The organism is Sphingomonas lacusdianchii, from assembly GCF_022664395.1.
In the GTDB taxonomy this organism is placed as follows: domain Bacteria; phylum Pseudomonadota; class Alphaproteobacteria; order Sphingomonadales; family Sphingomonadaceae; genus Sphingomonas; species Sphingomonas lacusdianchii.
This window is the reverse complement of sequence record NZ_JAKRET010000001.1, coordinates 280,299-293,295: the sequence shown is the minus strand read 5'-3', so window position 1 is coordinate 293,295 and position 12,997 is coordinate 280,299. Positions and strand designations below refer to the sequence as shown.

The window sequence follows — 12,997 nt, the reverse complement described above, 5'->3', positions numbered from 1 at the left end:
GATGATGAAACTGGCGCTGGCGCTTGCCGGCATGACCGCGATGGCGTCGCCCGCCTTTGCGGAGGTCGTCGCGCGAGCCGCCTCGCCCGACGGCAAGCTGACACTTGCGGTCAGCCTCGATAACGAAGGCCGCCCGAGCTATTCGATCGCCAAGGACGGCAAGGCCGTGCTGAACGACAGCAAGCTCGGCTTCCTGTTCACCGACGCGCCGAAGATCGAGCGCGGGTTGACGCTGGCGGGAACGAAGCGCGACCGGTCGGACAGCAGCTGGACGCAGCCGTTCGGTGAATGGAAGACCATCCGCGACAACCATACCGAACTGACGGTCACCTTTCGCGAGGCGAAGAACCTGAAGCGCGAGATGGCGGTTACCTTCCGCCTGTTCGATGACGGGGTCGGTTTTCGCTACACGCTGCCGAAACAGCCGAACCTGACGACGGCGAACATCGCCGACGAACTGACCCAGTTCGCCTTTGCCGAACCCGGCACCGCATGGTGGAAGCCGGCGTTCGAATGGAACCGCGAGGAATATCTGTACAACAAGACGCCGCTCGACGCGGTCGGCACCGCGCAGACGGTGATGACGGTCAAGCTGGCCAGCGGTCGTCACGTCGCGATCCATGAAGCGGCGCTGACCGACTATTCGGCGATGAACCTCGCCCGTTCGGAGGGTACGACGTTTCGCGCGGTGCTGACGCCGGGATCGAACGGTCCGAAGGTGACGCGCGCCGCCGGTTTCTCGACGCCATGGCGGACGATCGCGATCGCCGACGATGCCGCCGGCCTCTACAATGCCAGCCGGATCGGGCTGAACCTCAACGAACCCAACAAGCTGGGCGACACCGCAAGCTGGATTCAGCCGGGCAAGTTCGTCGGCGTGTGGTGGAACATGATCAAGGGTGACTGGACCTGGGCGCGCGGGCCGAAACATGGCGCGACCACCGCCAATGTCCGCCGCTATATCGACTTCGCCGCCGCCAACGGCATTCAGGGCGTGCTGGTCGAGGGTTGGAATGTCGGCTGGGACGGCGATTGGCTGGGCAACGGTAACGACATGAACTTCAGCGGACCGACCGCGGATTTCGATGCGGCAGCGTTGGCGGCCTATGCGAAGTCGAAGGGCGTTCGTCTGATCGGCCATCACGAAACCGGCGGTTCAGTGAGCCATTACGACGCGCAGCTCGACAGCGCGTTCAAATGGGCGGCCGATCATGGCGAGCGGGTGGTCAAGACCGGCTACGTCACCGATGCCGGCCAGATCGAGCGCGTCGATGCCGACGGGTCGCAGCACCGCGAATGGCATGAAGGACAATGGATGGTGAACCACCACCAGCGTGTCCTTGACGCAGCGGCGCGCTACAAGGTGTCGATCGACAGCCACGAACCGGTCAAGGACACCGGCCTGCGCCGCACCTACCCCAACTGGCTGAGCCGCGAAGGCGGGCGCGGCATGGAATATAATGCGTGGGAGGGTGGCAAGAACCCGCCCGAGCATGAGGCGAACATGGTCTTTACCCAGTTTCTGGGCGGACCGATGGACTTCACGCCGGGCGTGCTCAGCCTGACCGGCAGCAATGGCAGCGCGATCAAGTCGACGATCGCCAAGCAATTGGCGCTGTACGTCGTGCTGTATTCGCCGGTCGTGATGGCGGCCGATACGCCGGAAAACTATGCCCGCTACCCGCAAGCCTTCAAGTTCATCCGCGACGTGCCGACCGACTGGTCCGACACGCGCGTGCTGAATGGCGAGGTCGGCGACTATGCGACGATCGTGCGCAAGGCGGCTGGCAGCACCGACTGGTATCTGGGCGCGATCGGCGACGAAGAGGCGCGCAGTTCGACGGTGAAGCTCGACTTCCTCGACGCCGGCAAGACCTATACCGCCGAAATCTATCGCGATGGTCCGGGTGCCGACTACCGCACTGATGCGCGCCATTCGATCACGATCGAACAGCGGCAGGTGAAGAAGGGCGACACGATGACGATCGCGCTGGCACCCGGCGGTGGCGAAGCGATCCGTTTCGTGGCAGCGAAGAGACGATAACAAATCCGCCCCGCGCGCGGGGAGGGGACCGCCGCGAAAGGCGGTGGTGGAGGGGGATAGGCCCGAACGCAACGGTGGCATTTGGGGCACGCCCTTCCACCGTCCTGCGGACGGTCCCCCTCCCCATGGATGGAGAGGATTTAGATGCAGACCCGCCCGACGCTTGGCTTCGCCCAGCTCTGGAACATCTCGTTCGGCTTCTTCGGCATCCAGATCGGCTTCGCGCTGCAGAATGCGAATGCCAGCCGGATTTTCCAGTCGCTCGGCACGCCGATCGACCAGCTGGGGCTGATGTGGATCGCAGCACCGTTGACCGGGCTGCTGGTCCAGCCGCTGATCGGCCATTATTCCGACAGGACCTGGGGGCGGCTGGGACGCCGGCGACCCTATTTTCTGTTCGGCGCTATCCTCTGCACCTGCGCGCTGTTCTTCATGCCGAACTCGCCGAGTATCCTTGCTGCGGCAATTACGTTGTGGATACTCGATGCGTCGCTGAACGTCTCGATGGAGCCGTTTCGCGCCTTTGTCGGCGACATGCTGTCGCCGCAACAGCGCCCCGCGGGCTATGCGTTCCAGACATGGTTCATCGGTGCCGGCGCGGTCGTCGCCAGCATCGCGCCCTATGTCCTCGAACACGGCTTCGGCGTCAGCAACACCGCGACAGGAGACCAAGTGCCGGACGCAGTCCGCTACGGCTTCTACTTCGGCGGCACGATGTTGCTAGCGGCGGTGCTGTGGACGGTGCTGACCGTTCGCGAATACAGCCCGGGGGAACTGGCGGCGTTCGGGGAAGAGGCCGGGGAAGCTGCCGACCGGCTGCCCCCCGTCGTTCCGCAACGTGGTCCCTTGTGGATCGCGGGTGGCATCGTCGTCGCGCTGCTGATCGCCTGGGCCGAACGCAGCGGCGCGCTGGAGAGCGGGCGCGAAGCCTATTTCGTCGCTGCCGGCATCGCGCTCTATGGCGTGGCGCAACTCGTGTCGGGCGCACTGGTCCGCGGCGGGCGGGGCGACAATGTGCTCAGCCACATCATCGGCGATCTGGCGACCATGCCGGATACGATGCGGCGGCTGGCGTTGGTCCAGTTCTTTACCTGGGGGGCGCTCATCATCATGTGGGTCTATACGACCCCGGTGATCGCACAGCAGGTCTGGGGCACGATCGATCCGACGTCGGACGGCTATAATCAGGCAGGTAGCTGGGTCGGGGTCCTCTTCGCCATCTATTCGGGTGTCGCGGCCGTGGCGGCGTTCGCGCTGCCGGTACTGGCGCGCCGCATCGGCGCGGCACGGACCCACTTGCTGTGCCTCGCCATCGGGGCGGTGGCGTATATCGGCATCTTCGTGACGCACGACCGGACGGCGATGATCCTGCCGATGATCGGGATCGGCATCGCCTGGGCTTCGGTACTGACCATGCCCTATGTCCTGCTCGCCAACGCGCTGCCGCAACGCAAGCTCGGCGTATATATGGGCATCTTCAACTTCTTCATCGTCCTTCCGCAATTGATCGTCGCGACGGTGATGGGCGGGGTCATCAAGACGTGGTTTCCGACCAACCCGGCCTATACGATGCTGGTGGCGGCGACGGTAATGGCGCTGGCCGCCGTCGCGATGCTGCGGGTGCGGGAGCCTATCGCAGCGTGACAATCCGCCCGGCGCGATCGATGCGGATCGATGCGCCGGGCAGGCGGAGTTCGAAGCCGGGACAGTCGGTCGCTTCCCAATGCATCGGCGTCATCGCTGCTCCGTCGAGGGCCAGCCACGACGCCTGATCGGGCACGTTTCGATCGAACACCGCCGGCCGCTCCCGCCGCCATCGTGCGAGCCCGGCGACATAGTCTTCCAGCTCGGTGTTACGCGCCGTCCAGTCGATCCACGTGATCGCATTGTCCTGCGCATAGGCATTGTTGTTACCTTGCTGACTGCGGCCGAATTCGTCGCCTGCGGTCAACTGGATATGCCCTCGCGTCGCGAACAAAGTTGCCAGCAGGGCGCGCAGATCGGCCGTTCGTGCGGCTTCGATTGCGGGGTCGGCGGTCGGCCCTTCCACCCCATGGTTCCACGACAGATTGTCGCCATGGCCGTCGCGATTGTCCTCGCCATTGGCGTGATTGTGGCGATCGACATGCGCGACGAGGTCGGCAAGCGTGAACCCGTCATGCGCCGCGAGGAAGTTGACGCTGCGGGTGGGCGACCCGAAGATATCGGACGATCCCATGACCCGGGTCGCAAGCGGACCGACACCGCCATCCCCCCGCCAAAACCGGCGCACATCGTCGCGATATCGGTCGTTCCATTCCAGCCAGTCGGCCGGGAAATTTCCCAACTGATATCCGCCGGGGCCGATATCCCATGGCTCGGCGATCATGACCCGGTCGGCGAGCACCAGGTCGGCGGCGATCGCGGCGAAGATCGGGGCGTGCATGTCGAACCCCGGCGACCGTGCGATGACCGGCGCCAGATCGAAGCGAAACCCGTCGACCCCCAGCGATGCGAAGTGGCGAAGTGAGGCGAGGATCAGGTCGCGGACCCCGGCATCGCCGGCGTCCAGCGTGTTGCCGGTGCCGGTATCGTTGATGAGGCTGCCATCGGGTGCATGGGCATAGCTGCGATCGTCGAGCCCGCGCAGCGACAGGATCGGCCCATGCACGTCGCTCTCGCCGCTGTGATTGAACACGACATCGAGGATCACCCCGATATCTGCCGCATGCAGCGCCGCGATCGTGTCCCGCAGTTCGGCGACCCCGCCGGGTGCGAGGCCGGGATCGATTGCCAGCATCGCGACCGGGTTATAGCCCCATGCGTTGCTGAGTCCGAGCGGCGGCAGATGCCGTTCGTCGATCCACGCGACGATCGGCATCAATTCGACGGTGCCGACCCCGATCTTGCGGAGATGCGCGATGACGGACGGGTGTCCGAGCGCAGCGATCGTCCCCCGCTGCGCCTCCGGAACATCGGGATGCAGCATGGTAAAGCCACGCACGTTCAGCTCGTAGATCGGTCGCGCCGGATCGATGCGCGGACCTTCGAACGCGACCGGCTCTAGCAGCGCGGGAACGATCGCGCGGGGCACTATCGCGGCGGTGTCGCTACCGAAGGTTGATAGCGCCGGATCATAGGCGAAGCGTCGATCGAGTTCGATCGCATAGGGATCGACCAGCAGCTTCGCCGGATCGAACCAGCGTCCGCGATCGGGGGCCCATTCGCCGTTGGCGCGATAGCCGTAAAGCTGACCGGGGCCGATGCCGGCAACCTCCACCACGAACCAGTCGCCGTCGCGGGTCATCGCCACGCGGCGTTCGTCGTCGCCATCGAACAGGCACAGCAAGACCGTTGCCGCATCGCGCGCGCGCACGGCAAAGCGGGTGCCGCCATCGAACGGACAGGCGCCGGGCGTCACTGTGCGGTCAGGCTGCGATAGAGATCGGCATAGCGCGCGCCGCTGCGCGTCCACGAGAAGTCCGCGCGCATCCCCTGTTTCTGCATCGTCGTCCACAGTTCGGACCGGGCATGAAGCGCCATCGTCCGACGCAGTGCGTGGAGCAGGCCATCGGTGGTGACCGATCCGAACTGGATACCGGTCGCGACGCCGGCGGCGACCGCCGCCTCATTGGCGTCGATGACCGTGTCTGCCAGTCCGCCCGTTTGTGCCACCACAGGTACGCAGCCATAGGCTAGCCCGTAAAGCTGCGTCAGCCCGCATGGTTCGAAGCGCGACGGGATCAGAATGGCATCGCCGCCGCCCTGCAACAGATGCGACAGCGACTCGTCATAGCCGATCCGCACGCCGACCCGTCCGGGGTGCCGGCCGCGTGCCGCCATGAACGCTCCTTCCAGCGCCGCGTCGCCCGATCCGAGCAGGGCGAGGCGTCCGCCCATGCCGACCAGCGCGTCGACGCAATCGGCGAGCACGTCCATCCCCTTCTGCCATGTCAGCCGGCTGACCACGATGAAGATCGGTCCGTCGCCACGATCAAGGTCGAACGCCGCTTCGACAGCGCGTTTGTTGGTGCGCCGGCGCGACAGGTTGCGGGCGGTATAGCGGGCGGGCAGGGCGGTGTCGTTCTCGGGCGACCACACCGCCGGGTCGATGCCATTGACGATGCCACTGACCCGGTCGCGCCGTGCCTCGATCAGCCCCTCCAGCCCCATGCCGAATTCGGCGCGGCGGATTTCCTCAGCATAGCTCGGCGAAACGGTGGTGATCGCATCGGCCGATGCCAGTCCGGCCTTCAGCAGCCCGACCCCGCCATAATATTCGATCCCGTCGAGCGCGAACGCCGCATCGGGCAGCTCCAGCCCCGGAAAGATCGCCGCGTCGTAGCGGCCTTGGAAGGCTATGTTGTGGATCGTCAGGACGCTCGGCACATCGGCGCCGTCATAGCGGAGATAGGCGGGCGCCATCGCCCCCTGCCAGTCATGCGCATGCAGCAGGTCGAAGCGCGATGCCAGATCGGCCGCCGCCCGGCCCAGCGCGGCGAAGCGCCGCCAATTGTCACTCCAGTCGCGACCGGTCGCATCGGCATAGGGGCCGCCAACACGCGCGAACAGTTCGGGCGCATCGAGGACCAGCAATGGATGGCCGTCGATCGTTCCCTCGATCAGCGCGGCTGGCGTGCCGAGCAGGGCGGTCCAGCGATGGACCGGCTTGGCCTTGCTCAGATGTTTCAGGACCGATGGGTAGCCGGGCAACAGCGTTGAGGTCTCGACGCCATGCGGCGCCAGCGCGGCAGGCAGGGCGCCGACGACATCGGCAAGACCGCCGGTCTTGACCAGTGGATAGGCTTCGGAAGCGACAGATAGTACACGCATCAAATCCTCCCCGCTGTGCGGGGAGGGGGACCAGCCAAAGGCTGGTGGAGCGGCGTCTCCCCGCCCGCGCCGGCGCTACTCGCGGACACCCCCCTCCACCGTCTTGCGGACGGTCCCCCTCCCCGCGGGGCGGGGAGGATTTGAGAACGGCACATCATGCCTCCAACCGGTCGATCATCGGTTGCGTGATCAGGCAGATTCCCCGCTCCGTCCGGCGGAAGCGGTGGCCGTCGATCACCGGGTCCTCGCCGACGATCAGCCCGTCGGGAATGGTCACGCCGGCATCGACCACGCACCGCGTCAGCCTTGCGCCGCGTCCGATATGTGTCATCGGCAGGATCACCGACTCGTCGATATTGCTGTAGCTGTGCGCGCGTACCCCGGTGCTGAGCAGGCTGCGATGGATGCTCGATCCCGAAACGATGCAGTCGCCCGACACCAGGCTCGACACCGCGCAGCCGCGCCGGCCATCGACGTCATGCACGAACTTCGCCGGCGGGGTAATTTCCGAATAGGTCCAGAGCGGCCAGCTGCGGTCGTACAGGTCGAGTTCGGGTACCACGTCGGTCAGATCGATATTCGCTTCCCAATAGGCATCGACCGTCCCGACGTCGCGCCAATAGGCGCGCGGCTCCTCCGGACTGCGCACGCAGGATGCCGAAAAGCGATGCGCCTGCGCATGGCCGTGCTTCACCAGCCACGGAATCAGATCCTTGCCGAAATCGCGGCTCGAATCCTTCGTATCGGCGTCGCGCCGCAACTCTTCGAACAGTAATTTCGTGCGGAACACATAGATGCCGAGGCTGGCGAGCGCGCGGTCCGGCTGGCCGGGGATCGCGGGCGGATCCTTTGGCTTCTCGACGAAATCGATGATCCGGTCGGTCGCGTCGACGTGCATCACACCGAACCCGACCGCCTCCATCCGCGGCACTTCCATACATGCCACGGTCACGTCGGCACCAGTGTCGACATGCTGCTGCAGCATCAACTCATAGTCCATCTTGTAGATGTGGTCGCCCGCCAGGATGACCATATATTCGGGACTATAGCTCTGGATGATATCGATATTCTGGAACACCGCGTCGGCGGTCCCCTCATACCACTGAAACTCGCTGATCCGCTGGCTGGCGGGCAGGATGTCGAAGCTTTCGTTGCGTTCGGGGCGCAGGAAGTTCCAGCCGCGCTGGAGGTGGCGGATCAGGCTATGGGCCTTGTACTGGGTCGCCACGCCGATCCGGCGGATGCCCGAATTGATCGCGTTTGACAGCGCGAAATCGATGATCCGGCTCTTGCCGCCGAAATAGACGGCAGGCTTGGCGCGGGTGTCGGTCATCTCGAACAACCGGCTGCCGCGTCCGCCCGCCAGAACATAGGCCATTGCGTCGCGCGCCAATGGTTGTCCCCGCCGTTCCATGCATCTCTCCCCGTTTTACTTTTCGTATTCGAACCAGATCGTGGCCAGCGGTGGTAGCGTCAGCGCCAACGTCCGATCCTCGCTGTCGACAACGCCCAGATTGCCGATTCCGCTGCCGCCATAATCCGATGCGTCGCTGTTCAGCACCTCGCGCCAGCGCCCGTCCTGCGATACCGGAACGCGGTATCCCGCACGTGGCACCGGCGTCAGGTTGCTGACGACCAGTACCGGCGGTTCGCCCGGTGCGTGGCGTTCCCATGCGAATACCGAATTGGCGGCATCGTCGACAACCGCCCACCGGAATCCGTCACCTTCGCAATCGCGCGCGTGCAGCGCCGGCGTCTCGCGATACAGCCGGTTCAGGTCGCGGATCAGCATCGCCACGCCGCGATGCGCCGGGGCATCCAGCAATTTCCAGTCGAGCGCACGCTCCTCCGACCATTCGCGCCGCTGCGCGAACTCCTGCCCCATGAACAGCAGCTTCTTGCCAGGATAGCCCCACATTAACGCGTAATAGGCGCGCAGATTGGCGAACTTCTGCCAATCGTCGCCCGCCATCTTGGTCAGCAGCGACCCCTTGCCATGGACCACTTCGTCGTGGCTGAGCGGCAGGACGAAATTCTCGCTGAAGGCATAGGTCAGGCCGAACGTGATTTCGTTATGGTGATGCGAGCGATACACCGGCTCGCGCGCCATATAGGCGAGCGTGTCGTGCATGAAGCCCATGTTCCACTTGAACCCGAAGCCCAGACCGCCTTCATGCGCCGGCTTCGACACGCCCGGCCACGACGTCGATTCCTCGGCGATGGTGAAGAACCCCGGATGCGCGCGATAGACGGCGCGGTTTGTGGCGCGCAAGAAGTCGACTGCCTCCCAATTCTCGCGCCCGCCGGCTTCGTTGGGGATCCATTCGCCGTCCTTGCGCGAATAGTCGCGGTACAGCATCGACGCCACCGCATCGACGCGCAGCCCGTCGACATGATAGCGCTCCGCCCAGAATAGCGCGTTGTTCACTAGGAATTGCGAAACTTCGCGCCGCCCAAAATTATAGATGGCCGTATTCCAGTCCGGATGGAACCCGAGCCGCGGATCGTCATGTTCGTAAAGCGCGGTGCCGTCGAACCGCGCGAGGCCGTGCGCGTCGGTCGGGAAGTGCGCCGGCACCCAGTCGAGCAGGACGCCGATACCCGCCTTGTGCGCACCGTCGACGAAGCGCGCGAACCCGGCCGGATCGCCGAACCTCGCCGACGGAGCGTAGAGGCCGGTGGTCTGATACCCCCAAGAAGGGTCATAGGGATGTTCGCTGATCGGCAGGAACTCGATATGGGTGAAGCCCATGTCCACGACATAGGGGATCAGCCGGTCGGCAAGCTGGTCCCATGGCAGGAACCAGCCATCATCCCCCCGTTGCCAGCTGCCGGCATGGACTTCGTAGATCGAAATCGGCACGCGACGCGGATCGACCGAAGCCCAGTGTTCGCGGTGCGCTGCGTCGCGCCAATCGTGATCGATCGGTGCGGCGGTGCGCGACGCGGTTGCCGGCCGCAATTCGCTCTCAAAGGCAAAGGGGTCGGCCTTGTGCGGAAGTCGTTCGCCGTTGGCACCTATGATCGCAAACTTGTACGCCTGACCAGGCCCGACATCGGGCAGGAAGATTTCCCAGACTCCGACATCGCTCCGCAGCCGCATCGGATGCCGTTTGGCGTCCCAATGGTTCCAGTCGCCGACCACGCTGACCAGCTGCGCATTGGGTGCCCAGACCGCGAAGTGCATGCCATCGGCACCCTCATGCCGGATCGGATGGGCACCCAGCTTGTCGTGCAGGCGCAGATGCGTGCCCTCGGCGATCAGGAAGTCATCGGTCGGCCCAAGCACCGGCCCGAAGCTATACGGGTCCTTGACCCACCATTCGCCACCACCGCCCCGCGCATAATAGAGCAGCGGCCGGGGCGGGCCATCGATCACGCCCTCGACGATACCGTCGCCCACCGGCTTCAACTCGCCCAGCAGCTTGCCCGACAGATCGTGCGCCCACACCTTCTGCGCATTCGGCAGCCACGCGCGGACGAACGTCCCCTCGGGGCCGGCATGTGGTCCGAGCAGCGCGAAAGGATCGGCATGACGCCCCGCGAGCAGCGCCGCGATGGCGTCGGCCGGGGGCCTCACATCACGTTCCAGATATCGCGGGCATATTCGCCGATGGTGCGATCGGAGGAGAACCAGCCGACCCCGCCGACATTGCGGATTGCGCTGGCGTTCCATCCCGCCCGGTCGGCCCAGCGCGCGTCGACGTCGCGCTGCGCCTGCGCATAGCTGTCGAAATCGGCGGCACACAGGAACCAGTCGCTATTCTCGATCCCGTCGATCAGCCCGGCATAGCGGCCCGGATCGTCATGGCTGAACACGCCGCCCTTGATGGCCGACAGCGCCTGCTGCAACTCGCGCGACGCGGCGATCGCCTCGCGGGGGTTGTAGCCATTGGCACGTTTTTCGGCGACCTCGTCGGCGGTCAGGCCGAAGATGATGATGTCGTCCGCGCCGACATGGTCGCGGATCTCTACATTGGCACCATCCAGCGTCCCGATAGTCAGCGCGCCGTTCAGCGCCAGCTTCATATTGCCGGTGCCCGACGCCTCCATCCCCGCCGTGCTGATCTGTTCGGACAGATCGGCGGCGGGCATGATGAGTTCGGCCAGCGACACGTTGTAGTTCGGCACGAACGCGACGCGCAGCAGCCCGCGCACCGCCGGATCGGCATTGACCCGCCGCGCGACGTCGTTGGCCAGTTTGATGATGAGCTTGGCGTTGTGATAGCTCGACGCCGCCTTGCCCGCGAACAGCTTTACGCGGGGCGTCCAGTCCTTGTCGGGATGGCTGCGGATCTGATCGTACAGCGCTACCGTTTCGAGGATATTGAGCAACTGGCGCTTATATTCGTGGATGCGCTTCACCTGCACATCGAACATCGCATCCGGATCGAGCCGGACGCCCATCACCTCGCGCAGATGCTGCGACAGCCGCACCTTGTTGGCACGCTTCACCGCCTCGAACTTTTCGCGGAACGCGGCGTCGGCGGCGAAGGGCTTGAGGTCGGCGAGTTTCGTCGCGTCGTCGAGGAACGCGTCGCCGATCGCCTCGCGGATCAACGACGTCAGTCCCGGATTGCTCTCGAACAGCCAACGGCGCGGGGTGATGCCATTGGTCTTGTTGTTGATCCGGTCGGGATAGAGGCGGTGCAGATCGGCGAACACCGTCTGTTTCATCAGGTCGGTGTGCAGCGCCGCGACGCCGTTGACGCTATGGCTGCCGGTGAACGCCAGGTTCGCCATGCGCACCCGCCGCTCGCCACCTTCGTCGATCAGGCTGATCGCGGCGATGGCGCGATCGTCCTGTCCCTGTGTCCGCGCCTCGCGCAGCACTTTCGCATTGATCGCATAGACCAGCTGCATGTGCCGCGGCAGCAGCCGTTCGAACAGCGGCAGCGGCCAGCTCTCGAGCGCTTCGGGCAGCAACGTGTGGTTGGTATAGCCGAACGTCGCCTTGGTGATGTCCCATGCGCTTTCGAAATCGAGCGAATGGTCGTCGATCAGGATGCGCATCAGTTCGGCGACCGACACCGCCGGGTGCGTATCGTTCAGCTGGATCGCTGCCTTGTCGGGCAGGGTGCGGATATCGCCGAAATACTGGACGTGGCGGCGGACGATGTCCTGGATCGATGCCGAGGAGAAGAAATATTCCTGCCGTAGTCGCAATTCCTGTCCGGCGGGCGTCGAATCCGCCGGATAGAGCACGCGCACCAGCGTGTCGGCCCGGACCGACGCGGCCAACGCGCCTTCATGGTCGCCGGCATTGAACCGATCGAGCCGGATCGGATCGCGCGCCCGCGCCGTCCACAGCCGCAGCGTGTTCACCCGCGCCCCGCGCCACCCGATCACCGGCGTATCGACCGCGACCGCCTCGACGCTTTCGCTCGGCATCCAGTGGCAATCGCCATTCTCGTCGCCGATCACCTCGCCGCCGAAGCCGATGCGATAATTGCTCTCGCGCCGTTCGAACTCCCACGGATTGCCGTGGCGCAGCCAGGTTTCGGGAAGCTCGACCTGCCAGCCATTGTCGATCCGCTGGCGGAACATGCCGTTTACATAGCGGATGCCATAGCCATAGGCAGGCAGGTCGAGGCTCGCGAGGCTTTCCATGAAACATGCCGCAAGCCGCCCGAGACCACCATTGCCCAGCGCCGCATCGGGCTCCTCGCCCTCAAGATCGGCGAGCTTTACGCCCAGCGAATCCAGCGCCTCGCGAACCTCGTCGGTCCGCGACAAATTGGCGATCGCGTCGCGCAGCAGACGCCCGATCAGGAATTCGAGGCTGAGATAATAGACCTTCTTGGCACCGGCGGCATGGGCTTGCTTGCTCGACGCCATCCAGCGTTCGATGACGTCGTTGCGCACCGTCAGGATCGTCGCCGCCAGCCAATCATGCGGCAATGCGGCCTGTGCGTCCTTGCCGATCCGGTGAACCAGCGTTTCGAGTATCGCTTCGGCGAGGGGCGGGGAGGTAGGGGAAACGGCGGTGAGGGCAGGCTGGGTCACGCAGGTTCCTCTGAACAGGGTCGGGACGACAGTATCGATTGTCGAACGCTTGTCACGCGCAATACGTATGCGTGCGATGCGTCGTTCCGGTTACCATCGGGTTAGCAGGCCATTAATGTCGAACGACTTTGTTCG

The 12,997-nt window shown here is 64.9% G+C and carries 7 protein-coding genes; 2 read left to right on the top strand and 5 right to left on the bottom strand.

All coding sequences use genetic code 11. The features are described 5' to 3' along the window. Nucleotide 1 precedes the first annotated feature (1 nt). Complete coding sequence (locus tag MF607_RS01340; protein ID WP_242115915.1) at nt 2-2,044, top strand: glycoside hydrolase family 97 protein; 2,043 nt, start codon at nt 2-4, stop codon at nt 2,042-2,044. A gap of 144 nt (nt 2,045-2,188) precedes the next feature. Next, nucleotides 2,189-3,688: an MFS transporter gene (locus tag MF607_RS01335; protein WP_242115600.1), complete on the top strand. Its 1,500-nt coding sequence runs from the start codon at nt 2,189-2,191 to the stop codon at nt 3,686-3,688. Here MF607_RS01335 and glgX read toward each other — a convergent pair. The 5 genes from glgX to MF607_RS01310 all read right to left on the bottom strand — a co-directional run bounded on the left by glgX (nt 3,675) and on the right by MF607_RS01310 (nt 12,862). After that, nucleotides 3,675-5,444 (bottom strand): glycogen debranching protein GlgX, encoded by a 1,770-nt coding sequence (glgX, locus tag MF607_RS01330; protein WP_242115599.1) that lies wholly within the window; start codon nt 5,442-5,444, stop codon nt 3,675-3,677. The genes MF607_RS01335 and glgX overlap by 14 nt on opposite strands. Continuing rightward, nucleotides 5,441-6,856, bottom strand: coding sequence for a glycogen synthase GlgA (gene glgA, locus MF607_RS01325; protein ID WP_242115598.1), 1,416 nt, complete (start codon nt 6,854-6,856; stop codon nt 5,441-5,443). Before glgA ends, glgX begins: the two co-directional genes overlap by 4 nt. 154 nt (nt 6,857-7,010) lie before the next feature. Then, nucleotides 7,011-8,270, bottom strand: a complete 1,260-nt coding sequence (glgC, locus tag MF607_RS01320; protein WP_242115597.1) for a glucose-1-phosphate adenylyltransferase — start codon at nt 8,268-8,270, stop codon at nt 7,011-7,013. A 15-nt stretch (nt 8,271-8,285) separates the two neighbouring features. Next, nucleotides 8,286-10,436, bottom strand: a complete 2,151-nt coding sequence (gene glgB, locus MF607_RS01315; protein WP_242115596.1) for a 1,4-alpha-glucan branching protein GlgB — start codon at nt 10,434-10,436, stop codon at nt 8,286-8,288. Further along, complete coding sequence (locus MF607_RS01310) at nt 10,433-12,862, bottom strand: glycogen/starch/alpha-glucan phosphorylase (protein ID WP_242115595.1); 2,430 nt, start codon at nt 12,860-12,862, stop codon at nt 10,433-10,435. The genes glgB and MF607_RS01310 overlap by 4 nt, the downstream gene beginning before the upstream one ends. Nucleotides 12,863-12,997 lie beyond the last annotated feature (135 nt).